23 protein-coding genes are annotated in these 23,562 nt (G+C 63.4%); all 23 read left to right on the top strand.

All coding sequences use genetic code 11. From position 1 onward, the window contains the following. A complete protein-coding gene (locus ACSQ2W_RS01795) occupies positions 1 to 336 on the top strand; it encodes a phage head closure protein (protein ID WP_436084697.1) in 336 nt (111 codons plus the stop codon). Then, on the top strand, positions 333 to 731 hold the full coding sequence (locus ACSQ2W_RS01790) for a DUF3168 domain-containing protein (RefSeq protein WP_436084696.1): 399 nt from the start codon (positions 333 to 335) through the stop codon (positions 729 to 731). The genes ACSQ2W_RS01795 and ACSQ2W_RS01790 overlap by 4 nt, the downstream gene beginning before the upstream one ends. A 67-nt stretch (positions 732 to 798) precedes the next feature. After that, on the top strand, positions 799 to 1,206 hold the full coding sequence (locus ACSQ2W_RS01785; RefSeq protein WP_436084695.1) for a phage major tail protein, TP901-1 family: 408 nt from the start codon (positions 799 to 801) through the stop codon (positions 1,204 to 1,206). A 2-nt stretch (positions 1,207 to 1,208) separates the two neighbouring features. Next, entirely contained in the window at positions 1,209 to 1,565 is a 357-nt protein-coding gene (locus ACSQ2W_RS01780) for a gene transfer agent family protein (protein ID WP_436084694.1), read from the top strand. Beyond that, on the top strand, positions 1,562 to 1,795 hold the full coding sequence (locus ACSQ2W_RS01775) for a rcc01693 family protein (RefSeq protein WP_436084693.1): 234 nt from the start codon (positions 1,562 to 1,564) through the stop codon (positions 1,793 to 1,795). The genes ACSQ2W_RS01780 and ACSQ2W_RS01775 overlap by 4 nt, the downstream gene beginning before the upstream one ends. Positions 1,796 to 1,888: 93 nt before the next feature. Further along, complete coding sequence (locus ACSQ2W_RS01770; RefSeq protein WP_436084692.1) at positions 1,889 to 2,467, top strand: phage tail tape measure protein; 579 nt, start codon at positions 1,889 to 1,891, stop codon at positions 2,465 to 2,467. A gap of 251 nt (positions 2,468 to 2,718) precedes the next feature. Beyond that, on the top strand, positions 2,719 to 3,360 hold the full coding sequence (locus ACSQ2W_RS01765; protein WP_436084691.1) for a phage distal tail protein, Rcc01695 family: 642 nt from the start codon (positions 2,719 to 2,721) through the stop codon (positions 3,358 to 3,360). Next, on the top strand, positions 3,357 to 4,247 hold the full coding sequence (locus ACSQ2W_RS01760) for a DUF2163 domain-containing protein (protein ID WP_436084690.1): 891 nt from the start codon (positions 3,357 to 3,359) through the stop codon (positions 4,245 to 4,247). The genes ACSQ2W_RS01765 and ACSQ2W_RS01760 overlap by 4 nt, the downstream gene beginning before the upstream one ends. A 64-nt stretch (positions 4,248 to 4,311) precedes the next feature. Beyond that, positions 4,312 to 4,752 carry an NlpC/P60 family protein gene (locus ACSQ2W_RS01755; protein WP_436087644.1) on the top strand — a complete coding sequence of 147 codons (441 nt, stop codon included), beginning with the start codon at positions 4,312 to 4,314 and terminating at the stop codon, positions 4,750 to 4,752. Between the two features lie 5 nt (positions 4,753 to 4,757). Beyond that, a complete protein-coding gene (locus ACSQ2W_RS01750; protein ID WP_436084689.1) occupies positions 4,758 to 8,618 on the top strand; it encodes a baseplate multidomain protein megatron in 3,861 nt (1,286 codons plus the stop codon). Between the two features lie 35 nt (positions 8,619 to 8,653). Beyond that, positions 8,654 to 8,860: a hypothetical protein gene (locus ACSQ2W_RS01745; RefSeq protein WP_436084688.1), complete on the top strand. Its 207-nt coding sequence runs from the start codon at positions 8,654 to 8,656 to the stop codon at positions 8,858 to 8,860. A gap of 111 nt (positions 8,861 to 8,971) precedes the next feature. Next, complete coding sequence (locus tag ACSQ2W_RS01740) at positions 8,972 to 9,223, top strand: hypothetical protein (protein ID WP_349433498.1); 252 nt, start codon at positions 8,972 to 8,974, stop codon at positions 9,221 to 9,223. Between the two features lie 127 nt (positions 9,224 to 9,350). Beyond that, positions 9,351 to 10,037 (top strand): response regulator transcription factor, encoded by a 687-nt coding sequence (locus ACSQ2W_RS01735; protein ID WP_436084687.1) that lies wholly within the window; start codon positions 9,351 to 9,353, stop codon positions 10,035 to 10,037. Between the two features lie 127 nt (positions 10,038 to 10,164). Next, entirely contained in the window at positions 10,165 to 11,553 is a 1,389-nt protein-coding gene (locus ACSQ2W_RS01730) for an ATP-binding protein (protein ID WP_436087643.1), read from the top strand. 193 nt (positions 11,554 to 11,746) lie between these two features. Further along, positions 11,747 to 12,193, top strand: coding sequence for a hypothetical protein (locus ACSQ2W_RS01725; RefSeq protein ID WP_436084686.1), 447 nt, complete (start codon positions 11,747 to 11,749; stop codon positions 12,191 to 12,193). Between the two features lie 94 nt (positions 12,194 to 12,287). Further along, positions 12,288 to 13,442, top strand: coding sequence for a c-type cytochrome biogenesis protein CcmI (gene ccmI / locus ACSQ2W_RS01720; protein WP_436084685.1), 1,155 nt, complete (start codon positions 12,288 to 12,290; stop codon positions 13,440 to 13,442). Beyond that, the gene (ccmE, locus tag ACSQ2W_RS01715) at positions 13,439 to 13,891 is read left to right on the top strand and encodes a cytochrome c maturation protein CcmE (RefSeq protein ID WP_018329591.1); all 453 of its coding nucleotides are present in this window, start codon (positions 13,439 to 13,441) and stop codon (positions 13,889 to 13,891) included. The genes ccmI and ccmE overlap by 4 nt, the downstream gene beginning before the upstream one ends. Then, positions 13,888 to 15,876: a heme lyase CcmF/NrfE family subunit gene (locus ACSQ2W_RS01710; RefSeq protein ID WP_436084684.1), complete on the top strand. Its 1,989-nt coding sequence runs from the start codon at positions 13,888 to 13,890 to the stop codon at positions 15,874 to 15,876. The genes ccmE and ACSQ2W_RS01710 overlap by 4 nt, the downstream gene beginning before the upstream one ends. After that, positions 15,873 to 16,334 (top strand): cytochrome c-type biogenesis protein, encoded by a 462-nt coding sequence (locus ACSQ2W_RS01705; RefSeq protein ID WP_436084683.1) that lies wholly within the window; start codon positions 15,873 to 15,875, stop codon positions 16,332 to 16,334. The genes ACSQ2W_RS01710 and ACSQ2W_RS01705 overlap by 4 nt, the downstream gene beginning before the upstream one ends. A gap of 205 nt (positions 16,335 to 16,539) precedes the next feature. Next, positions 16,540 to 18,117, top strand: a complete 1,578-nt coding sequence (locus tag ACSQ2W_RS01700; protein ID WP_436084682.1) for a Do family serine endopeptidase — start codon at positions 16,540 to 16,542, stop codon at positions 18,115 to 18,117. Positions 18,118 to 18,263: 146 nt separating this feature from the next. Next, positions 18,264 to 18,965: a response regulator transcription factor gene (locus ACSQ2W_RS01695; protein WP_436084681.1), complete on the top strand. Its 702-nt coding sequence runs from the start codon at positions 18,264 to 18,266 to the stop codon at positions 18,963 to 18,965. Further along, positions 18,962 to 20,371, top strand: coding sequence for a sensor histidine kinase (locus ACSQ2W_RS01690; RefSeq protein ID WP_436084680.1), 1,410 nt, complete (start codon positions 18,962 to 18,964; stop codon positions 20,369 to 20,371). The genes ACSQ2W_RS01695 and ACSQ2W_RS01690 overlap by 4 nt, the downstream gene beginning before the upstream one ends. A 147-nt stretch (positions 20,372 to 20,518) precedes the next feature. Then, positions 20,519 to 23,473 carry a bifunctional [glutamine synthetase] adenylyltransferase/[glutamine synthetase]-adenylyl-L-tyrosine phosphorylase gene (locus ACSQ2W_RS01685; RefSeq protein WP_436084679.1) on the top strand — a complete coding sequence of 985 codons (2,955 nt, stop codon included), beginning with the start codon at positions 20,519 to 20,521 and terminating at the stop codon, positions 23,471 to 23,473. Positions 23,474 to 23,562: the final 89 nt, after the last annotated feature.

Raw genomic sequence — 23,562 nt, 5'->3', positions numbered from 1 at the left:
ATGCGGGCGACCACCCTTGATCCCGGGCAAATGTCGGCGCGCCTGGAGCTGGAAACGCGCGAAGAGGTCAGCGACGGGCAGGGCGGCGGCGTGACGGGCTTTGCTGTCGTCACCTCGCTCTGGGCGCGGATCGTGCCGGTTTCGGCCAGAGACGAAGAGCGCGCCGACGAGGAGGTCTTCGCCGTGACGCACCGCATCTGGATTCGCTTTCGCGAGGACCTCGTGGCGGGCATGCGGTTTCGCAAAGGTGGTCGGCTTTTTGCTCTGCGGGCATGGTACGACCCGGACGAGACGAGGCGCTATCTCGTTTGCCAATGCGCGGAGGAAGGACGATGAGCGCTGCGGCGGCCTTGCAGAAGGCGATCTACGGGAGACTGGCGGGCGACGTCGCGCTGATCGCGCTGATCGGGGACAGCGGCATGCGGGATCATCTGCAGACGGGGTCGCATCGGCCCGGCGTCTGGATTGTCAGCCTGGAGAGCCGCGATGCCTCGACCGCGAGCGAAGCGGGAGAAGAGCATCTTGTCACGCTGGAGGTTCGCACCGGCGAAGGCGGCAACCGGGCGGCGCAGCAGATTTCGGCACGCATTCGGGCTCTGCTGGATGACGCCGAACTTGTGCTGGACGGCTTCGCGTTGGTCAGCCTGTTTCACCGGCGCACCCGGATTGGCAGGGACGCGAAGGCTAAGGGCCACGTCGCGGAGATGGTATTTCGGGCGGTGACGGAGTGACGTTTCGCTAAGGAGCATGTTGTCGGCGCCCTCGCGGGCGCTTTTTTCGTTTCAGGAAGGACAGAACATGGTGGCGCAGAAGGGGAAGGATCTTCTTTTGAAGATCGACAACGGCGGAAATTACGTCACCGTGGCGGGGCTTCGCTCCAAGCGGCTGGCGTTCAATGCGGAGACCGTCGATGCGACGGACGCGGAATCGGCGGGGCGGTGGCGGGAGCTGCTGGGTGGGGCAGGCGTCCAGCGGGCTTCGGTCTCGGGTGCAGGCATTTTCAAGGACCAGAGTTCGGATGCGCTGGTGCGCGCGGCCTTCTTCAACGGATCGATCCTCAGCTGGCAGATCGTCATCCCGAATTTCGGCACGCTGACCGGTGCCTTCCAGGTGACGGCGCTCGAATATTCCGGCCAGTACAACGGCGAGATCCTGTTCGAGACCGCGCTCGAATCCGCCGGCGCGCTGACCTTTACGGCGCTCTGATGATGACGCGGCACAATGTAGCTACAGGCCGGGCCAACCGGCATCGCGGCGAGGTGGAGGCGGTGATCGGCGGCGAGCGGCGGATTCTCTGCCTGACGCTGGGCAGCCTGGCCGAATTGGAAACAGCATTCGCGGCCGACAATCTGATGGCGCTTGCGGTGCGTTTTTCCTCCGGCCGGCTGAAGGCGGAAGATATGATCCGCATCCTCGGCGCCGGTTTGCGTGGCGGCGGCAATCTGGTCTCCGACGAGGACGTGGCGGTGATGAGCGTCGAGGGCGGCATTGCCGGGCTGGCGCGGCTGACGGCCGAATTGCTGACGGCGACCTTCGGCAGCGCGGAGGAACCGCCAAACCCTTGAAGGCCGCAGCGGGCGAGGGGGAACATCGGCCTCAACCCTTTCCATGGGGCGCGGCGATGCATGCCGGGCTTTGTCTGCTGCGGCTTCCAGCGAAGGACTTCTGGGCGATGACGCCGCGCGAGCTGCAGGCGGCGCTGGGCGGGTTGCGGCCGCGTGCCGCGGTGCCGGAGCGCGCCGGGCTTGAGGCGCTGATGGGGGCTTTTCCGGATCGGGCAGCGGATAGCGGATAGCGAATAGTGAGTAGTGAGGAGTGAGCAGGGGATTTTTGTCGCCAAGGCAGAAGCCGGTATTTCCATTCGCCAATTTCCTAAAGGAGAGACACGATGACCAACGAGACGGATTTTTCCGCAGCGGCGGACGATGCGGAGGCTTTGAAGGACGTGCTCGACGATCTGGAGGGGCGATCCCGCTCGTTCGGCTCGGCGCTGACGGGGGCGCTGGCTTCGGCGACGCGCGGCGGCAAGGGACTGGAGGACGTCTTGCGCAGCGCTGGCCTCAGGCTGACGGAGATCGCGCTTTCGGCGGGCCTGAAGCCGCTTGAGGGGCTGCTTGGCTCGGCCCTGTCGGGGCTTGCCGGGAGTTTGGGCGGGGTGACGGCTTTTGCCGACGGCGGGGTGCCGGGGCGGGTGACGCCCTTTGCCGCCGGCGGCGTCGTCTCAATGCCCACCTATTTTCCGATGGACGGTGAGATGGGGCTGATGGGCGAGGCGGGGTCGGAGGCGATCTTGCCGTTGAAACGCGGATCCGATGGTTCGCTTGGTGTGGCCGCTTCGGGCGGTGCGGCACCGATGAATGTCGTCTTCAACGTCACGGCATCCGACGCGCAGAGTTTTCGCAAGTCCGAGGGCCAGATCGCCGCGATGTTGACGCGGACGGTCGGGCGCGGGCGGCGAGGGGTGTGAGATTCTTTCTGATGCCTTGTCGTCCTCGGATGCCCCTCACCCTAGCCCTCTCCCCGTGAACGGGGAGAGGGGACGACCGAGCTTGCTGTCCTCCGCAGGCGGATATGCAACGACGGAGATTGCCGCTTGTCCCTTCGCCCCGCTTGCGGGGAGAAGGTGGCCGACAGGCCGGATGAGGGGCATCCCACTGTTTCATCCAGCGATCGGTGAAGACTTTCAGCCAACCGATTCAAGACATAACGGAAAACATCATGACGACAGGATTTCACGAGGTCCGGTTTCCCTTGCGCCTGGCGCTCGGGACGAGCGGCGGGCCGGTCAGGCGGACGGATATCGTCAGCCTTTCGAACGGGCGGGAAAACCGCAACCGGCGCTGGCGCGATGCACGCCGGCACTATGATGCGGGGTCGGGGATCAAGTCGATGGCAGACCTCTATGCGGTGCTTGAATTTTTCGAGGCGCGGGCGGGCCAGCTTTATGGCTTCCGGTTTCGTGATCCGCTTGATTTCAAATCCTGTCCGCCCGGCGGCACGGTGACGGCGAACGACGAGGGGATCGGGACGGGGGACGGTTTGACCGCCACCTTCCAGTTGATCAAGACCTATGGCGACGCAGGCGGCGCGAGCGTCCGCGGGATCGCAAAGCCGGTGGCGGGGAGCGTGGCCGTTTCGGTGGGCGGCGTCCTGGCGGGGCCGGGCGACTTTGCGCTCGATGCCACGACCGGCCGGGTGACGTTCATACCCGCCAAAATTCCGGCAAGCGGCGCGGCAATTCGCGCCGGTTACGAATTCGATGTGCCGGTGCGCTTCGATACCGACCGGATCGAGGTCGATCTGGCGCAATTCCAGGCAGGGCGTATTCCGTCGATTCCTCTGGTGGAGATCAAGCCATGAGAACGCTTCCAACGGCGCTTGCCGCGCATCTTTCGGGTGACGCCACGACGATGTGCCATTGCTGGCGGGTGACGCGGCGGGATGGCGTTGTGCTTGGATTTACCGAGCATGACCATGATCTTACTTTCGCCGGGACAAATTTTCTGGCCGCAAGCGGTTTCCAGACGGCGGACAGCGAGGCGGCGAGCGGGCTTTCGGTCGAGGCGGGCGAGGTTACTGGCGGATTTTCGAGTGCGGCGATCAGCGAGGCGGACGTCCTCGCCGGCCGTTATGACGGCGCCAGGGTCGAGGTCTTCCAGGTGAACTGGCAGGCGCCGGAGCAACATGTCCTGCTCAGAGTGCAGGACATCGGCGGTGTCGTCAGGGCCGGAGGCGCGTTCCGGGCCGAGTTGCGGCGGATGACGCATCGGCTGGATCAGGTGCAGGGGCGGATTTACGGGCGCCGCTGCGACGCGGTGCTTGGCGACGGGCGCTGCAAGGTCAATCTCGATAATCCGGCTTATCGCGGGGAGGGGGCGGTTGCGACCGTCCTTGGCGAGACGCGGGTGCTAGTGACGGGGCTCAATGCGGCAACAGCGGGATTTTATCGGTACGGGGTGTTTCGGTTCGCGACCGGCGCGAATGCGGGGCATGTCTGCGATATCGAGGATCACCGGAAGGACGATGGCACGGTGACGCTGTCACTCTGGCTGCCGCCGCCGCTGCCGCTTGCCGCGGGGGATGCGTTTACGGTGACGGCCGGGTGCGACAAGAGCTTTGCCACCTGTCGCCGGAAATTTTCCAATTCATTGAATTTTCAGGGGTTTCCTCATATGCCCGGAACGGATTTCGCGTTCGGCTATGCGGATGGGGATACGGTGCATGACGGGCGGGCGCTCTATGAGTGAGGTGAGTTCGGCGGATCACCCCACCCCGGCGCTTTGCGCCGACCCTCCCCCTCAAGGGGAGGGTGTGTCGTCCGCATTTGCTGATCGGGTTATTGAAACGGCGCGCGGCTGGATCGGGACGCCGTATCGGCATCAGGCGAGCCTCAAGGGTGTCGGGTGCGATTGCCTGGGGTTGGTGCGGGGTGTCTGGCGGGAGATCTATGGTGGCGAGCCGGAACTGCCGCCGGCCTACCAGCCGGATTGGGCCGAACGCAGCGGCGAGGATCGGCTGCGCGACGCGGCGCGGCGGCATTTCGGGGCGGAGCTTGCGGCTGCGGAGATGCGGTCGGGCGATCTCGTACTGTTTTGCTGGCGGCCGGAGCTGCCAGCCAAACATGCCGGAATTCTGTGCGCCTCCGACCGGTTCATCCATGCCTATGAGCAGGCGGCAGTGATCGAATCCGCGCTCGTGCCGTCCTGGCGGCGACGCATCGCCGGGATTTTTCGTTTTCCGGAAAAGGTCTGACATCAATGGCAACCATCCTTCTGCAGGCAGCGGGCGCGGCACTCGGCAGCGTGTTCGGTCCGGTCGGCGCGGTGCTGGGCCGCGCTGCCGGTGCGCTTGCCGGGTCGGTCATTGACCGCTCGATCATCAACGGGATGACGACGATATCCGGGACGCGCCTCGGCGACGCGCGCATACCGGGGGCTGAGGAAGGAACGGCGATCACGCGGGCCTATGGAACCGTGCGGATCGGCGGCACGCTGATCTGGGCGACGCGGTTCGAAGAGGAGGTGCGCGTCGAGCGGCAGGGCGGCAAGGCGAGCGGGCCTCGGGTCGAAACCTTCCGATATCATGCCAATTTCGCGCTCGGCATTTGCGAGGGCGAGATCGCCTGCGTGCGGCGGGTCTGGGCGGATGGGCGCGAGATCGACCTGACCGGGGTCGAGATGCGGCTCTATCGCGGAACGGATGACCAGCTCCCCGATCCGCTGATCGAGGCCAAGCAGGGAACTGGCAAAGTGCCGGCCTATCGGGGGCTTGCCTATGTGGTGTTCGAGCGCTTTCCGCTCGACGGCTACGGCAACCGCATTCCGGTAATCCAGTTCGAGGTGCTGCGGCCGGTTGGTGCGCTGGAAAGGGCGATCCGGGCGGTGACGATCATTCCGGGCTCGAGCGAGCATGGCTACGATCCGGCCGTCGTCAAGGAAAAGACGGGTGCCGGCGCGAGCCGGCTGATCAATCGCAATGTTTTCCATGCGAGTTCGGACTGGCGCGCGTCGATCGACGAGTTGCAGGCGCTGTGCCCCAATCTTGAGCGCGTCGCTCTGGTGGTCTCCTGGTTCGGGACGGATCTCAGGGCGGGCCATTGCCGAATTTTGCCGGGCGTCGAGACGGCGGCGCGCGACGACGAAAGCCGGCCGTGGTTGGTCTCGGGAACAGCGCGAAGCAACGCGATGGTGGTCAGCCGGAATAACGGCGGGCCGGCCTATGGTGGCACGCCAAGCGATGCCAGCGTTGCGGCGGCAATCGCCGACCTGAAGACGCGGGGCCTGAAGGTCTATCTCTATCCTTTTGTGATGATGGACATTCCGGCCGGCAACACGCTGCCGAACCCCTATGGCGGAACGGGCCAGCCGGCTTATCCGTGGCGCGGGCGCATCACGTCGCATCCGGCGCCGGGACTGCCGGGGACCGCCGATCTGACGGCTGCTGCGCGGGTGCAGATCGAGGCATTCTGCGGGGCGACGGACGCCGGGGATTTTTCGGTGTCCGGGTCTTCGGTGACGTCGGCGGCTGCCGACGATGGGTATCGGCGTCTGATCCTCCATTATGCTTTACTGGCGCAGGTGGCGGGCGGCGTCGATGGTTTCATCATCGGTTCGGAGTTGCGCGGGCTGACACAGTTGCGCGATGGGGCGGGCGCGTTTCCTTTCGTCGAGCAGCTGATTGGGCTGGCAGGCGATGTCCGGGCCATTCTCGGCGCAGGGACCAAGCTGACCTACGGGGCCGATTGGAGCGAGTATTTCGGCTACCACCCGGCCGATGGCTCGGGCGACGTCTACTACAATCTCGATCCGCTCTGGGCATCGGCCGATATCGACGCGATCGGTATCGACAATTACATGCCGCTTTCCGATTGGCGCGATAGCGATCTTTCCGAAGGCAATCCGGACGGGTTCGCGCTGGCGGAAGACGCCGACGCGATGCGGGCGATGATCGCGTCCGGCGAAGGTTATGACTGGTATTATGCGGATGATGCGGGTCGCCGGGATCGGGTCCGCACGCCGATCACGGATGGGCTGGCAGGCAAGCCGTGGGTCTATCGTTACAAGGACATCGCCAACTGGTGGGACAAGGCGCATCGCAACCGGGTGGGCGGCGCAGAGCAGACGACGCCGACGTCATGGGTTCCGGCCTCCAAATCTGTCTGGTTCACCGAGTTTGGCTGCCCGGCGATCGACAAGGGGGCCAATCAGCCGAATGTGTTCACCGATCCGAAATCGTCGGAGACTGCGGTTCCGTATTTTTCGAATGGCGCCCGCTGCGACGCCATGCAACGGCGGTTTCTCGAAGCGCAGCATGCCTTCTGGCAGGGGCCGGATGCGCCTGATGGCGTTGATCCGGACCACATGTTCGTCTGGACCTGGGACGCGCGGCCGGTGCCGGCCTTTCCGGAGAATACGGACCTCTGGTCCGATGGCGGCAACTGGCAGACCGGGCACTGGCTGAACGGACGGCTCGGGGCAGCGACGGCAGCGGACGTGATCGCCGCGGTTCTTGCCGATCATGGATTTGAGGCCGGCGACACGCGGCTCGTCAGCGGCGATCTCAGCGGCTATGTGCAATCGGAGCAGGCCTCGGCCCGGGACGTGCTGGAACCGCTGATGGCGGCACTGCAGATCGATGCGGTGGAAGAGGGTGCGACCCTGCGGTTTCGTTCGCGCATGAAGCAGGCGTCACCGGCGCGGCCGATTTCGGTGCTGGCGGACATCGACAAGCAGCCGCTGTTCGAGGAGGAACGCGGCCATGACAGCGATTTCGGCAGCGAGGCCATTCTTGATCATCTTGATCCGGTGAATGCCTATGAGCGGACAACGACCCGGTCGCGGCGCGTGACGCCTGCGAATGACCGGGTCTTGCGCCTCTCCGTGCCCGGCGCGATGCACGACGGTTCGGCCGCATCTGCCGTCGAGGATGCACTTCGGGATCATCAGATTTCGCGCCGCAGTATCCGGTTTTCCCTTTCGCCGACAGCGATCGACGTCGAGCCGGGTGATATCGTTGCGTTCGCGGGTGGGGCGCTCGATGACGGGCCTGCAGGAAACTTCATCGTCGGCCGGATCGAGGACGGGGCGGTGCGCTCCGTCGAGGCACGGGCCTTCGTGCCGTCGAGCGGTGGCGGAGGACCGAGCCCACAAGCGCGCTCTGTCGATCCGCCGCGCACGCCCTCGGACGGGTTTTCGCCGATCGTGCATCTGATGGATCTGCCGCAATACGAGGCCGGCGAGTTGGCCAGTTTTGCCCGGGGCGCGATCTTCGCGCGGCCGTGGCGCACCGCTTTGCTCTCGTCGTCTGCGACGACGGAAGGGTATCAAGCGCGCGCGAGGCTGGACCAGCCGGCGCAGACGGGCGCGCTGAAAGAGGCTTTGGCTGAAGGGGTGCTGGGCCGGTTCGACGCGGCCCGGACGATCACGCTCGACCTGCATTTCGGCGGCCTGTCTTCAGCGGGCCGACTGTCCGTGCTGAACGGGCAGAACCGCATCGCGATCCTTGCCGAGAACGGCGTCTGGGAGGTGATCGGGTTCAGCGCTGCGGAGGAAATCGCTGCCGGGCGCTGGCGGCTATCGAAGCTTCTGCGCGGGCTGCACGGGACCAGCGATGCGACGATGGCGGGTTCTAGCGTCGGCGCGCCCTGCGTCGTCCTCAATGCGGCGCTCAAACCGCTCGGGCTGAGTGCCGACGAGGCCGGGCGCATGATCAACTGGATCGTGGAGGCGGGCGGGCAGACGACGGGGCCGGCCGGGCCGTTCGCATTCGCCGGTGGCTTGAGGGCCGAAACGCCGGTTGCGCCGGTGCACCTGCGGGCGCGGCGTCTGGAAAGCGGCGGCATCCGGATCAACTGGACCCGTTGCGCCCGGCGCGATGCCGATCACTGGCTGGACGGCGACATTGCGCTGGACGAACCGCTAGAGCGCTATCGGATCGAAATTCTCGATGGCTTGACGGTGAAGCGGGCCGTGGATGTGTCCGAACCGGTGTTCGCCTACGCGGCAGCGTTTGAAATGGACGATTTCGGCACACAGCAGACGGTCTTGTCCGTCCGCGTGCGGCAGAAAGGGCAGAAGGTTGCCTTTGGGGTACCGGCGCAGGCCACGCTGAACCTGTGACGGAAACAAGCAGCAAACGGGAAAGGGACAATGCGATGGGTGAATTGAAGAACTGGTATATGTCGAAGACCGTGTGGGGCGGCGTGGTTGCGATCCTTGCTTCGTGCAGTCATCTTCTCGGGGTGGAGATAGGCTCGGACGACCAGAGTGGATTGGTGGACGCCCTGACCGCACTTGCTACCGCGGCGGGCGGGCTGGTGGCAATCTGGGGCCGAATTTCGGCGACAAAGCGGTTGCGCTAGAGATATGCCCGATGAGGGGCGAATCGCGGCGTTAGAAGGACATTCATTTGCCATTCAGACTGTATCGTCTATTAAATTTGCAATGATGCTTCCCAAGTCGAAAGTGCGTCCATGTCCTCACCCTTGATCATAGCAACGCTAGCCGCGGGCCTTTCCGGATTCGCGCCGCCAGCGATTGATGTGCCATCGGCGGTTGTCGAGGTGGACGGCGATTGCGGCCAGGCTGCCGCTGAGGTCGTGGCAAAGACCGGCGGCGAACTCCTGTCCGCGCAGCCGACCAGCGACGGTCAATGTGTCGTGACCGTTCTCATTCCCGGCAACGGCGGCCGGCCGAAGAAGGTGACGATGCGGGTGCCGATGTAACGGAGCTGCAGGCGCACATCGAAAATGTTCTCGAACCGGATCTAATAGGATATTCATTGAGTCTCGTGTGGCAGCGCGCAGCTCGATCCGGCGGACGGGCGCTCGCTGAAAGGGAAAAGGTCTGTTCATGCGCATTCTGGTGGTCGAAGACGACGTCAACCTCAACCGTCAGCTGACGGATACGTTGAAGGAGGCGGGTTACGTCGTCGATCAGGCCTTTGACGGCGAAGAAGGCCATTATCTCGGTGATGGCGAGCCTTATGACGCGGTCATACTCGATATCGGCCTGCCGGAAATGGACGGTGTCACCGTGCTTGAAAAATGGCGTGGCGCCGGTAAGGCAATGCCGGTTCTGATCCTGACGGCGCGTGACCGCTGGAGCGACAAGGTCGCTGGTATCGATGCTGGTGCCGACGATTATGTGACGAAGCCGTTCCACGTCGAAGAGGTCCTGGCGCGTATCCGGGCGCTGATCCGGCGGGCGGCCGGGCATGCAAGCTCGGAGATCGTCTGCGGGCCGGTCCGCCTGGATACCAAGGGTTCCAAAGCGACTGTCGACGGCGTGGCGCTGAAGCTCACCTCGCACGAGTTCCGGCTGCTCTCCTATCTGATGCACCATATGGGACAGGTGGTTTCGCGCACCGAACTGGTCGAGCATATGTACGATCAGGATTTCGACCGCGATTCCAACACGATCGAGGTTTTTGTCGGCAGGCTGCGCAAGAAGATCGGCAATGACCTGATCGAGACCGTGCGCGGCCTCGGCTACCGTATGCAGCCGCCGGGCATGGCCAGCAAGGAAGCGAAATCCTGAGCGGGATCGACATGACCGAAACCAATGGGTTTTTCACATTCGCTACGCCGAGGCATGACGCGTGCGCATGCGCTGGTCCGGCGCGCGAAACGTTTCCCCCTGAGCCGTATCGATCTTATCCATGAGGCTGCGACCGCAATCGCTCACCGCGCGCGTGCTGCTCGTCTCCACCGTCTGGGCGGTGGCGGCGCTGGTGGTGATCGGCGTGGTGATTTCGGCGCTTTACCGGCAGGGCTCGGAGCGCGGCTTTCAGGACCTGTTGCGCGCGCAGCTCTACAACGTCATCAATTCGATTGTCGTGAACGACAAGTCGGAGCTGGCCGGCAGCCCTCAGCTCGGCGACCTGCGGTTTTCGCAGCCGCAGACCGGGTGGTACTGGATCGTCGAGCCGATCGGCGAATTCAATACGCCGCCCTTGATGTCGACCTCGCTGGGGTCAGGCAAGCTGCCGATTGCCAGCCTCGATGAAGTTCCGTTCGATATCCGCTACGAGCGCTTCTACACGACGGTCGATTCCTTCAATAACGAAGTCGAAGTGGCCGAGACGGAAGTCGTGCTCGACATCCAGGGGCATACGGCCCGCTTCCGGGTTGCGGGCAATCGCGACGTGCTGGAAGCCGACATCAACGATTTCAACCGTAATCTCTATCTGGCCCTGTCGATCTTCGGCTTTGGCGGCCTCGGCATGAACGCGCTGGCGATCCTCTTCGGCCTCAGACCGCTCGATCAGGCGCGCCGCTCGCTCGAAAAGATCCGTGCCGGCGAGAGCGAGCGGCTGGACGGCGAGTTTCCGCGCGAAATTCAGCCGCTTGCAAGCGAAGTCAACGCCCTTATCGACAGCAATCGCCGAATCATCGAGCGTGCCCGCATGCAGGTCGGCAATCTCGCCCATTCGTTGAAGACGCCGATTGCGGTTCTCATGAACGAGGCGCGGGTGCTCGAGGCGCCGCATGGCGATCTCGTCAAGGCGCAGGCCGGGGCGATGCAGATGCAGGTTCAATCCTATCTCAACCGGGCGCGGATCGCCGCCCAGCGCGAGTCGGTGCTGGCGCGCACCGAGGTCGAGCCGGTGCTGGAGCGGCTGGTGAGGGTGATGCGCCGGCTGCATCCGGAAAAGACCTTCCTGCTGACGGTCTCGACGCCCGGGCTGATCCTTGCGATGGAGCAGCAGGACGTCGAGGAAACGGTAGGCAACCTCCTGGACAATGCCGCGCGTTACACGGCCGGCCAGGTTCGCGTTACGGCGCAGATTGCGCCGGAGGGATTGCAGGGCAAGGACCCGGGGCGGCGGAGCTGGATCGCCATCGAGGTCGACGATGATGGTCCCGGTCTTGACCCGGACCAGATAGCCGTGGCGATCAAGCGCGGCAGGCGGCTGGACGAAAGCAAGCCTGGCACGGGACTCGGACTTTCGATTGTCAGCGAGATCGCCGGAGAATATCAGGGGACGCTCGATCTGTCGCGCGGGGAGCGCGGCGGGCTGAATGCGCGGATCCTGCTGCCGGCTGTCTCATGATGGGACGCCCGTTCATGGGTGGCGTGACTTTTTTGACAGAGTTACGGGCAAAATCGCGAAACGGTTCAGCTTTGCGCTCGCCCTTTGTTGCCTGGCCAGGCGCGGAATGTAAAAAGGTGGTCAGCCATGGACTCGGTGTCTCACCGGCCATGTCGAGCCGATGCAACGGAAATCGCGAGAGCTGCCCCGCACGATGAAGAACCAGGCCCGTTTCACCACGCTCTTTTCCGCTCCCGCAGCCGCGTGCCTGATTGCCTCGTCGCTGCTCACCGGTTGCGCCAGCGCGTCGCGTGATGCCGGAAAGACTGCTGGCGCCATGACACCGGAAACGTCGGCTTCCTATATCGCGGCACTGGGCGGCGGCGTGATCGGACGCACGGCCGGTCTTTCGATCAGCAAGGCCGATCGCCAGCGGGCGCTGGAAGCGGAATACCGCGCCTTGGAAGCGGCGCGCGGGGGGCAGCCGGTCGTCTGGGAGGGATCGGGCATCAGCGGTACCGTCGTGGCCGCAGCACCCTATCAGGTCGGTTCGCAAAACTGCCGCCAGTACAGCCATACGGTGACGATCAAGGGCCAGGACAGCATTGCGCGTGGTGCCGCCTGCCGCAACCCGAACGGCACCTGGACGCCGCTGACCTGACATCGCTCCTCGCATTGCGACGAAACGCCTCAAATTTCCGTCATTTAGCGTTTTCCGATTGGAATGGCGTGTCGCGCATAGTAATTGAGCGCACATGCTGTTCTGGATCCTTGTTGCCACCCTGACGGCGGCTGTTGCCGCTGTCCTGCTGCTCCCGCTGCTCCGTGCCGCCGCCGGCGCAGAGGTTCCGCAATCCCATGACGTCGAAGTCTATCGCGACCAACTCGAGGAGCTGAAGCGCGACGAGAAGAACGGCCTGATTTCCGGCGAGGATGCGGAGTTTGCCCGCGCCGAAGTGGCGCGCCGGTTGCTCGCAGCGACGGATGCCATGAAGGCCCCGGCACCCGCCCAGCCAACGCGACGGAGCAACCGGCTGGCGCAGATCGCCGTCGTTCTCGTTCTACCCGCCATCGGCCTCTGTCTTTACCTGAGGACGGGAAATCCGGACCTGCCGGATGCGCCGCTGGCGGCGCGGCTGGCGAATCCGGGCGACGACATCAATATTTTAATCGCGCGGGCCGAACAGCAGCTCGTCTCCAACCCAGAAGACGGCGCAGGGTGGGATGTTCTGGCGCCGATCTACTATCGCAGCGGCCGGATCGAGGATGCTGCCGCCGCTTTTCGCAATGCCCTTCGTATTCTCGGGCCGACGCCAGCGCGCCTCGGCGGCTATGCCGAGAGCCAGATTGCGCTTTCCGGCGGCTTGATCACGAATGAAGCGCAGGAGGCGCTGCGGAAATCGCTGACGATCGAGGCGAACGATCCGCGCGCGCAATTTTATCTGGCGCTGGCCTTGAAACAGGAAGGCAAGGCGCCGGAAGCGCTTGCGGCGTTCCAGGGGATCGTCAAGGCATCGCCGGCGGACGCGCCCTGGCTGCCGCTCGTCAACGAGCATATCGCCAGCCTCAAGGCTGACGGCGCTGACCCCTCCGGGGATCAGGCGGGTACCGTGTTGGGCGGCCCTACGGCCGATGACGTCGCCGCCGCGCAGATCGTCAATGCCGCCGATCGTAACGCCATGATCGAAGGCATGGTCGCGAGCCTTGCCGAAAAACTGAAGAACGATCCGAAAAATTTCGATGGATGGATGCGGATCATCCGTTCCTATTCCGTGCTTGGCCAGAAAGACAAAGCTGCCGAGGCCTTGAAGCAAGGTTTGAGCGCCTTTCCGGCCGAAGGCGAACAGGGCAAACAATTGCTGGCTTTGGCGGGCGAACTCGGCCTGACGGTGGATGGAGGCGTGAAGTGACCCGTAAGCAGAAGCGTCTGGCAATCATCGGCGGGGGCGTCAGCTTCATCATCGCCGCCGTGCTCCTGGTGATGTTCGCCTTCAGCCAGGCCGTTGCCTATTTCTATGTTCCCGGCGATCTTGCCAAGGCGCATCTGGCGCCGGGCACCCGCATCCGGCTGGGCGGGCTGGTCGAGGCGGGATCGGTCAAACGCGGCGACGGCATGACGGTGAGCTTCAGCGTGACCGATACGCTGGATCGCGTGCCGGTGACTTACACGGGCATTCTTCCGGATCTCTTCCGCGAGGGGCAGGGCGTTGTCGCCGAAGGAGCCTTCGTGGCAGGCAGCCCGGTCTTCGTGGCCGATACAGTGCTCGCCAAGCATGACGAGACCTATATGCCGAAGGACGTGGCGGACCGGCTGAAGGCGCAAGGTGTATCGCTCGGGGGCAAGGAAAACATCCAATGATCATCGAACTCGGTCATTACGCACTGGTGTTGGCGCTTGGCGTGTCGATCCTGCAGGCGATCATGCCTGTCTTCGGCGCAGCGCGCGGCGACCGGGCGCTGATGGAGATCGGCACAGTCGCGGCGAAGGCGACCTTCCTGCTCGTCGCGCTTTCCTTCGGCGTTCTCACCTACGCCCATGTGACCTCGGATTTTTCCGTGCAGAACGTCTGGGAAAATTCGCATTCGCAGATCCCGCTGATCTACAAGTTCTCCGGCGTCTGGGGCAATCATGAAGGCTCGATGCTGCTTTGGATGCTGATCCTGACCTTCTTTTCGGCGCTCGTTGCGATGTTCGGAGAAAATCTGCCGGATACGCTGAGGGCGAATGTACTTGCCGTTCAGGCCTGGATCGCGAGCGCGTTTTCGCTGTTCATTCTCTTGACGTCGAACCCGTTCAACCGGCTCATCGACGCGCCGGGCGAGGGACGTGACCTCAACCCGGTGCTGCAGGATATCGGTCTCGCCATCCATCCGCCGCTGCTTTATCTCGGCTATGTCGGATTTTCCGTCTGTTTCTCCTTTGCCGTCGCGGCCCTGATCGAGGGCCGCATCGATGCGGCCTGGGCGCGCTGGGTGCGCCCCTGGACGCTGGCTGCCTGGACCTGCCTGACGGCGGGCATCGCGATGGGGTCCTACTGGGCCTATTACGAGCTTGGCTGGGGTGGCTGGTGGTTCTGGGACCCGGTCGAGAACGCCTCCTTCATTCCGTGGCTTGCCGGGACCTCGCTGCTTCATTCGGCGCTGGTGATGGAGAAGCGCGAGGCTCTGAAGATCTGGACGGTGCTGCTTGCGATCCTGACTTTTTCGATGTCGCTGCTCGGCACGTTCCTTGTTCGCTCCGGCGTGCTCACCTCGGTTCACGCCTTTGCGACCGATCCGACGCGCGGCGTCTTCATTCTGGTGATCCTGATCCTGTTCATCGGCGGGGCCTTCTCTCTGTTCGCGTTCCGCGCCGCGCATCTTAAGGCGGGTGGGCTGTTCGCGCCGATTTCACGCGAGGGGGCGCTGGTTCTCAACAACCTGATCCTGACGACTGCGGCGGCCACGGTGTTGACCGGTACGCTCTATCCGCTCGTCCTGGAAGCGCTGACCGGCGCGAAGATTTCGGTTGGCGCGCCCTTCTTCAACATGACCTTCGGGCTGTTGATGCTGCCGCTGCTTCTGGCGGTGCCGTTCGGGCCGTTGCTGGCCTGGAAGCGCGGCGACCTGCTCGGGGCTGGCCAGCGGCTGTTCGTGGCAGTGGCGATCGGTCTGGTTGCCGGCTGTGCGATCTACTATGCACAGCATGGCGGGCCGATCATGGCGCTGTTCGGCCTGGCGCTGGGAGCCTACATGATCGCCGGCTCGCTGACGGAACTGTTTCTGCGGTCCGGCGTCGGCAACGTGGCGGGATCGGTGGCGCTGCGGCGTCTTGCGGGATTGCCGCGCTCGGTTTTCGGGACGGCGCTGGCGCATATCGGGCTTGGCGTCACGCTGATCGGGATCGTCGCAGTCACCGCCTTCGAGACCGAGCATATCGTCGAAATGAAGCCGGGCATGATGGCCGACGCTGGCGGATATACGTTGCGCTTCGACGGATTGCGGGACGGCAAGGGGCCGAACTATACCGAGCAGTCCGGGCATTTCACCGTCATGCGCGCGGGCGTCGTCGTGACCGAGGTCTGGTCTTCGAAGCGCCTTTATACGGCACGGCGGATGCCGACCACCGAAGCGGGCATCAAGACGTTCGGTTTGAGCCAGCTTTACGTGTCGCTTGGTGATGGTATGGCGGATGGCGGCGTTGTCGTGCGGATCTGGTGGAAACCGATGATCCTCTGCATCTGGGCCGGCGCGCTCGTGATGATGATGGGTGGCGCGGTCTCGCTGAGCGACCGGCGCCTGCGGATTGGCGCGCCGTCGCGGGCGAAGAAACTGAAGAAGCCCGTTCTGGAGCCTGCGCAATGATCCGGCGGCTGGTCTTCGTTCTGCTACTGTTGCTGTCGGCGTCGCCGGTTTTTGCCGTCAATCCGGATGAAGTCTTGGCTGACCCGGCGCTCGAGGCGCGCGCCCGGGCGCTCTCGGCGCAATTGCGCTGCATGGTCTGCCAGAATCAGTCGATCGACGATTCGAACGCGGAATTGGCCAAGGATCTGCGCCTTCTTGTGCGTGAACGGATCACCGCCGGGGACAGCGACGAGGCGGTCATCACCTATCTCGTTTCGCGCTACGGCGAATTCGTGCTGCTCAAGCCCCGTTTGGAGATGAAGACGCTGCTTTTGTGGGGCGCGCCGATCGTTCTGTTTCTGGCGGGTGCTGTGGCGATGATCGTTTCAGCCCGGCGACGGAGCGGCAAGGCGACCGGAACGCCGCTGTCGGACGAAGAGCGGGCAAGGTTGGATGCGGTGTTGAGGGACAGTGAGTAGTGAGTAGTGAGTAGTGAGTAGTGAGTAGTTGCAGGGCTCTGGCGATTGAACGCCTTTTTGTACCGATTACCGACTACCGACTACCGACCCAACATTACCAAAAGTTCATTTTTCGGACACAAGTCAGTAAGGTGCGTTCGGCTATTCCTTTCTCAACGGCTGTTCCTCCAGTCAGCCAGACACATGAAGAGAAAAGGCGAATCGAATGTTTACGACAAACGCACTGCGTCCCTCCCTCAAGACCGTTTTGAAGACCTCGACCGTTGCGGGTCTCGCGGCTGTTTTGCTTTCGACCGGCATTCCCGCCGCCGTCACCAATTCCTTTGCGGCTCCCGTGAAGATCGAAGCGCCGCAGGTTCCGAGCTTCGCCAACGTGGTGGATGCCGTTTCGCCGGCCGTTGTCTCTGTTCGTGTTCAGTCCCGCGCCAACCCGGTTTCCGACGAGGTCAGCAACGGCTTCAGCTTCGAGTTCGGTGGCCGTGGTCTGGACGAACTTCCGGACGACCATCCGCTAAAGCGCTTCTTCAAGGAATTCGGCGGCCCGGATGGCGGCGGCCCGGATAGAGACAAGCGCGCCGAGCGTGGCCATGGTCCGCGCGACGGCAAGCCTGGCCGTCTGCGCCCGACATCGCAGGGTTCGGGCTTCTTCATCTCGGAGAATGGCTATCTCGTCACCAACAACCACGTCGTTTCCGAGGGTTCCGCTTTCACTGTCATCCTGAATGACGGCACCGAACTAGAAGCCAAGCTGGTCGGTAAGGACAGCCGCACCGATCTCGCCGTGCTGAAGGTCGATGACAAGCGCAAGTTCTCCTACGTGGCCTTCGCCGATGACAGCAAGGTTCGCGTCGGCGACTGGGTGGTTGCCGTCGGCAACCCCTTCGGTCTCGGTGGAACGGTGACCGCCGGCATCATTTCGGCACGCGGCCGCGATATCGGTTCCGGTCCCTATGACGACTATCTGCAGGTGGATGCTGCGGTGAACCGCGGCAACTCCGGTGGCCCGACCTTCAACCTCAATGGCGAAGTGGTCGGGATCAACACCGCGATCTTCTCGCCGTCCGGCGGCAACGTCGGCATTGCCTTCGCCATCCCCGCGTCGGTCGCCCAGGATGTCGTCAATGACCTGATGATGCATGGTGAAGTCTCACGCGGTTGGCTCGGCGTGCAGATCCAGCCGGTCGACAAGGATGTCGCTGATTCGCTCGGCCTTGCCGAGGCAAGCGGCGCGCTCGTTGTCGAGCCGCAGGCTGGATCGCCGGGTGAAAAGGCCGGTATCAAGAAGGGCGACGTGATCACCGCCGTCAACGGCGACACGATCAAGGGCCCGCGTGAACTGGCTCGCAAGATCGCCATGATGCGCCCCGGCACGAGCGTTGATGTTGCGCTGTGGCGCGACGGCAAGGCCGAAAGCGTGAAGCTGCAAATTGGCACGCTGCCGGCCGAAACCAAGGAAGCCGCTGCTGGTACCGACGAGCAGCAGCAGGAAGAGCAACAGCCTTCGAGCGAGAAGGCGCTGGCTGATCTCGGCGTCACCGTGACACCGTCGGAAGACGGTAACGGTGTCACCATCTCCTCGGTCGATCCGGACTCTGACGCCAGTGACCGCGGGCTGAAGGAAGGCGAGAAGATCGTTTCCGTCAACAATCAGGAGGTCAAGTCGGCTGACGACATCCTCAAGGTGATAGAGGAAGCCAGGAAGGACGGCCGCACCAAGGCGCTGTTCCAGATCGAGGCCGATAACGCCAGCCGCTTCGTGGCGCTGCCGATCAGCCAGGGCTGACGCGGTCCATCGGACAACCGGGCGCCGCGGACCTTCCGACGAGGTTTTCGCGGCGCCCGGCGTTTCGGGCCAGGCTTGCCTGCGACGCGCAGGCGGACATGAGCTCCCGAAGGCAAACCGGTTGTGGAAGACAGGGGTCCGGGACTATGGTCACCCGCATGAAGATTCTGATTATTGAAGATGACCTTGAGGCCGCCGCCTACCTGGCCAAGGCGTTTCGCGAGGCGGGGATCGTCTCGGATCACGCCAGCGACGGCGAAAGCGGTCTGTTCATGGCCACCGAGAATAGCTACGACGTGCTGGTCATCGACCGGATGCTGCCGCGCCGCGACGGGCTTTCCGTTATTTCCGAGTTGCGCCGCAAGGGCGTTCATACGCCTGTGCTGATCCTGTCAGCTCTTGGTCAGGTCGATGACCGCGTGACCGGCCTGCGCGCCGGCGGTGATGACTACCTGCCGAAACCCTATGCCTTCAACGAGCTTCTGGCCCGTGTCGAGGTGCTCGGCCGCCGCAAGGGCGCGCCGGAGCAGGACATGGTTTATCGCGTCGGCGATCTGGAGCTCGACCGGCTTTCGCACACGGTACGCCGCCAGGGGCGCGAGCTTCTCCTGCAACCCCGTGAATTCCGGTTGCTCGAATATCTGATGAAGAATGCCGGCCAGGTCGTGACGCGCACGATGCTCTTGGAGAATGTCTGGGACTATCATTTCGATCCGCAGACCAACGTCATCGACGTGCACGTGTCACGGTTGCGTTCGAAGATCGAGAAGGACTTCGACCAGCCGCTGCTGCGCACGGTTCGCGGTGCCGGCTACATGATCAAGGAAGACGGACGCACCGAGGCATGAGCAGACTGCGCGTTCTCTTCCGCACGACTGCGCTGCGCCTTTCGGCGCTCTACCTCCTGCTTTTTTCACTGTGCGCAGCCTTTCTCGTCTTTTACGTCACCGCCATGTCGCAGCGGCTGTTGGAGCAGCAGACGCAGGATGCGGTGGCGACGGAGGTTTCCCAGATCGAGGAGATCTACAGCCGGGGGGGCGTCAATGGGTTGTTGCGGACGCTCGAACGTCGCGCGCGCCAGCCGGGCGCCAATCTCTACGTTATCGCCGGGCCGACCGGTGAAATTCTTGCCGGCAACGTAGCTTCTCTGCAGCCTGGGCTTCTGGATCAGGAGGGCTGGACGGGCGAGGCCTTCCGCTATCAGCGCTACACCGACGAAAGCCGCAAGGAGAGCCATGTGGCGCTTGCGCATGTTCTGGTGCTCGACAACGGGCTGCGCATCCTCGTTGGCCGCGACCTGCAGGAGCCGGAGAAATTTCGCGTGCTTGTGCGCCAGGCGCTGGTTGTTGCCCTCGGCATCATGGGTCTCGGCGCGCTGATCATCTGGTTTGCCATCGGCCGCAACGCGCTGAGGCGAATCGACCGCATGTCGGATGCCAGCACGCGGATCATGGCGGGCGACCTGTCGCAGCGGCTGCCGATGAGTGGCTCCGGCGACGAGTTCGACCGGCTCTCGGAATCGCTTAACGCCATGCTCGGCCGGATCGAAAAGCTGAACGAGGGCTTGCGGCAGGTTTCCGACAACATTGCCCACGACCTGAAGACGCCGTTGACGCGCCTGCGCAACAAGGCGGAGGCGGCACTGGCACACAAGGCGACGAATGCCGGTTACCGCTCTTCTCTGGAAGAGATCATCGGCGAATCCGATCAACTCATCCGCACGTTCAACGCGCTCCTGATGATTTCGCGCGTCGAGGCGGGGTCGGCGCCTGCGGAAATGAGCGATGTCAATCTTTCACAGAGCGTTGCCGATTGCGTCGAGCTCTACGAACCGCTGGCCGACGAACAGGCGCTGAAGCTGGAAGCCGATGTGTCGCCCGATATCCACGTGTCCGGCAATCGCGAGCTGATCGGGCAGGCGCTCGGCAACCTGATCGACAATGCCATCAAATATTCAGAGGGAAGCGACGATCCGCTGATCAAGGTCAGCCTTGCGAAACGCGATGGGACGATCGTGCTATCGGTGGCAGACCATGGACCCGGCATTCCGGCGGACAAGCGCGGCGATGTCGTTGCTCGTTTCGTGCGGCTGGACGAAAGCCGCAGCAAGCCGGGAACAGGGCTTGGCATGTCATTGGTCGAGGCCGTCATGGAGATGCATCAGGGGCGCCTGGAATTGAGCGATACGGTGCCGGATGCTGAAAACAATCGTGGTTTGACCGCCAGCATGGTTTTCGCGACGCCTTCCGGCTGATAGGCATGGGGAGCCGAAGTCGGGAGCGGCTAAGCAGATGAATCGTTGGCAAGCCAACGATTCATCTGCTTAGCTTTTCTTGTTTTGTCGCAGGGTTTGATCGGAAACCGCGGGACACTTTTCCGAAACCTGCTTAGGAGGGCGACGATGCAGACGGATATGCGGCGTTTGGCGGATATTGCTACATGCACCCTGCGGCCGATGAGCCAGGCGGATGCGAAGTCCGTCCTCTCCAGTCTCAAGGATATCGGCAAACAGCATCCGGAAATTGCCAGTCTGCTGACCTCGCAAACGCCGCTGAAGGACTTCATCGTCGCGGCTCTCTCGCTGTCGCCCTATCTGCGGGATACCGTGGTCTCGCATCCACAGGTGCTCGTTCGGGCTCTGGCCGAGCCGATTGCGCTGCACCTGGAGAAATGCATTCAAACGGCAAGGGACGCCTGGCGAGGGGCTGAGGCCGGCAAGCCCTTGTCGGATGCCGAGATCATGGCGCGGCTCAGGAACGCCAAGCGTGATATCGCGTTCGCCATTGCGCTGGCCGATCTCTCACGCTTGTTCGATGCGCGCGAAACGACGCGCTGGCTCAGCGATTTCGCCGGTGTCGCCGTCTCGGCAACGGTGGATCACCTGCTACTCAGCGCGCATGACGCCGGCAAGCTCAAGGTCGTTGATGGGGAGCAACCGAGCGAAAGCTCCGGCGTCGTGGTTCTCGGCATGGGCAAGCTCGGTGCCTTTGAGCTGAACTACTCTTCCGATATCGATCTCGTCGTCTTCTACGAGCCGCAGGCGCCGCTGATCATCGATCCACAGGAAGCGCCCGAAACATTCGGCCGGCTGCTGCGCCGGCTGATCCGCATCCTGCAGGAGAGAACCGGTGACGGCTATGTCTTTCGTACTGACCTGCGCCTGCGGCCCGATCCCGGGGCGACGCCGCTCGCGATCTCCGTAGACGCGGCGATGCTCTATTACGAGAGCAGGGGACAGAACTGGGAGCGGGCGGCGTTCATCAAGGCCCGCCCAGTTGCCGGGGACCTGAAAGCCGGCGAGGCCTTCCTGCGCGAACTCACGCCATTCGTGTTCCGCAAATATCTCGACTACGCCGCGATTGCCGACATCCACTCGATCAAACGGCAGATCCACGCCTATAAGGGCCATGGTGAGATTGCCGTGAAAGGCCACAACATCAAGCTCGGCCGCGGTGGTATCCGCGAGATCGAGTTCTTCGTCCAGACGCAGCAGTTGATCGCTGGCGGGCGGATGCCGGAACTAAGGCTGTGCGCAACCGAGCCGATGCTCGAGGGATTGGCGCGGGCCAAGTGGATCGATGCGAAAACCGCAGATGAGCTGATTTCCGCCTATTGGTTCCTGCGCGATGTCGAGCATCGGGTGCAGATGGTGCGCGACGAGCAGACGCATGTGTTGCCAACGACGGAGGCGGAGCTCAAGCGTATCGCCTATATGATGGGTTTTGCCGACGTCACATCGTTCTCGGCGGAATTGTCGCGTGTGCTGAAGACGGTGGAGCGCCGCTATGCCCAGCTTTTCGAGCAGGAGGCGAAACTTTCTGCGGAGACGGGCAACCTCGTCTTCACTGGACAAAAGGATGATCCGGACACCCTGGAAACCTTGAGTAAACTCGGCTTCGAGCGGCCGCAGGATATTTCGCGAACCATCCGCACCTGGCACTATGGCCGTTACCGCGCGACGCAATCGGTGGAGGCGCGCGAACGGCTGACGGAACTGACGCCGCAGCTTCTGCGCGTATTCGGGGAAAACAAGCGGGCCGACGAGGCGCTGCTCCGGTTCGACCAGTTCATCGCAGGTCTGCCGGCCGGCATCCAGCTTTTCTCGCTGCTCGGCAACAATCCCGGGCTGCTTTCGCTGATCGTCAACATCATGTCGTCGGCGCCGAGGCTTGCCGACATCATCGCCAGCAAGCCGCATGTCTTCGACGGCATGCTGGATCCGCGCCTGCTCGTCGAGTTGCCGACGCGTGCGTATCTGGCTGATCGCATCAACAGCTTCCTTTCCGGCGCGCGCCACTACGAGGACATTCTCGACCGATTGCGTATCACGGCTTCCGAGCAGCGGTTTTTGATAGGCATCCGGCTCCTCACAGGGGTGATCAGCGGGATGCAGGCGGGGGATGCGCTTACCGATCTCGCCGACCTGATCATTGCGGCAGCACTGGACGCCGTGCTGCGTGAGGTTGATGCCGCGCACGGAGCGTTTCCCGGTGGGCGTGTCGCCGTCATCGGCATGGGCAAGCTCGGCAGCCACGAACTGACCGCCGGCTCCGACGTCGATCTGATCGTCCTCTACGATCACGACAGCGACGCGGCGGAATCCGACGGCGCGAAACCGCTTGATCCGACGCGCTATTTCACCCGCATTACCCAACGATTGATTTCCGCTCTCGCCGCGCCCACCTCGGAGGGTGTTCTTTACGCCGTCGACATGCGGCTGAGACCCTCCGGGAACAAGGGGCCGGTTGCGACCCGCATCAACGCCTTCGCCAAATACCAGCGGGAAGAGGCGTGGACCTGGGAGCACATGGCGCTGACGCGGGCGCGGTGCGTCTGCGGCGATGCCGGTCTGGTCGCCGAGGCGGAGGCGATCTTCGCGGAAATCCTTGGGAAGACACGTGATGTGGCGAAAGTCGCTGCAGACATTATCGAAATGCGCGAACTGATCGACAAGGAAAAGCCGCCGAATCAAATCTGGGACTTCAAGCTTATTCCGGGCGGGCTCGTCGACATCGAGTTCGTGGCGCAGTACCTCGCGCTGGTCGCACCGGCGAGGGGCATTTCGCCGCCGCTGTCCGGAACGCATACCGCCGATGTCCTGAAGGCCATGGGCGGCGCATTGATGGATCCGAACGATCTCGGTACGGCGATCGAAGCGCTGACGCTCTTTACTGAGTTGTCGCAGATTATCCGGCTCTGCGTCGACGGCGATTTTGATCCGCAAGCGCCTTCCGGACTGATCGACCTCGTTTGCCGGGCTGGGGATTCTCCGGACCTGAAACATCTGGAAACAGACGTTCGGCGGTTGTCCAAGGCGGTGCGGCGGATATTTCAGGCGACCGTGATCAGCCCATAGGGAAGGATTGCCGGCCTGATGCACCGGCAACGGCGCTGCCGGGTATGCCGCCACCGCTGCCAAGCTTTCCGAAAAGCGCCTGCGCTTAT

Origin of the sequence: Pararhizobium sp. LjRoot255 (genome assembly GCF_964252905.1) — a bacterium.
Lineage (GTDB): Bacteria > Pseudomonadota > Alphaproteobacteria > Rhizobiales > Rhizobiaceae > Pararhizobium.
The sequence above is the reverse complement of the archived record's forward strand: the minus strand, read 5'-3'. Positions and strand labels throughout refer to the sequence as shown.

Coding starts and splice junctions, on each gene's coding strand:
- ACSQ2W_RS01695 (WP_436084681.1), top strand. CDS start 18,264: ATGGTCACCCGCATGAAGATTCTGATTATTGAAGATGACCTTGAGGCC.
- ACSQ2W_RS01780 (WP_436084694.1), top strand. CDS start 1,209: ATGACGCGGCACAATGTAGCTACAGGCCGGGCCAACCGGCATCGCGGC.
- ACSQ2W_RS01795 (WP_436084697.1), top strand. CDS start 1: ATGCGGGCGACCACCCTTGATCCCGGGCAAATGTCGGCGCGCCTGGAG.
- ACSQ2W_RS01790 (WP_436084696.1), top strand. CDS start 333: ATGAGCGCTGCGGCGGCCTTGCAGAAGGCGATCTACGGGAGACTGGCG.
- ACSQ2W_RS01765 (WP_436084691.1), top strand. CDS start 2,719: ATGACGACAGGATTTCACGAGGTCCGGTTTCCCTTGCGCCTGGCGCTC.
- ACSQ2W_RS01745 (WP_436084688.1), top strand. CDS start 8,654: ATGGGTGAATTGAAGAACTGGTATATGTCGAAGACCGTGTGGGGCGGC.
- ACSQ2W_RS01725 (WP_436084686.1), top strand. CDS start 11,747: ATGAAGAACCAGGCCCGTTTCACCACGCTCTTTTCCGCTCCCGCAGCC.
- ACSQ2W_RS01740 (WP_349433498.1), top strand. CDS start 8,972: ATGTCCTCACCCTTGATCATAGCAACGCTAGCCGCGGGCCTTTCCGGA.
- ACSQ2W_RS01785 (WP_436084695.1), top strand. CDS start 799: ATGGTGGCGCAGAAGGGGAAGGATCTTCTTTTGAAGATCGACAACGGC.
- ACSQ2W_RS01770 (WP_436084692.1), top strand. CDS start 1,889: ATGACCAACGAGACGGATTTTTCCGCAGCGGCGGACGATGCGGAGGCT.
- ACSQ2W_RS01750 (WP_436084689.1), top strand. CDS start 4,758: ATGGCAACCATCCTTCTGCAGGCAGCGGGCGCGGCACTCGGCAGCGTG.
- ACSQ2W_RS01685 (WP_436084679.1), top strand. CDS start 20,519: ATGCAGACGGATATGCGGCGTTTGGCGGATATTGCTACATGCACCCTG.
- ccmI (WP_436084685.1), top strand. CDS start 12,288: ATGCTGTTCTGGATCCTTGTTGCCACCCTGACGGCGGCTGTTGCCGCT.
- ACSQ2W_RS01735 (WP_436084687.1), top strand. CDS start 9,351: ATGCGCATTCTGGTGGTCGAAGACGACGTCAACCTCAACCGTCAGCTG.
- ACSQ2W_RS01710 (WP_436084684.1), top strand. CDS start 13,888: ATGATCATCGAACTCGGTCATTACGCACTGGTGTTGGCGCTTGGCGTG.
- ACSQ2W_RS01760 (WP_436084690.1), top strand. CDS start 3,357: ATGAGAACGCTTCCAACGGCGCTTGCCGCGCATCTTTCGGGTGACGCC.
- ACSQ2W_RS01700 (WP_436084682.1), top strand. CDS start 16,540: ATGTTTACGACAAACGCACTGCGTCCCTCCCTCAAGACCGTTTTGAAG.
- ACSQ2W_RS01690 (WP_436084680.1), top strand. CDS start 18,962: ATGAGCAGACTGCGCGTTCTCTTCCGCACGACTGCGCTGCGCCTTTCG.
- ACSQ2W_RS01705 (WP_436084683.1), top strand. CDS start 15,873: ATGATCCGGCGGCTGGTCTTCGTTCTGCTACTGTTGCTGTCGGCGTCG.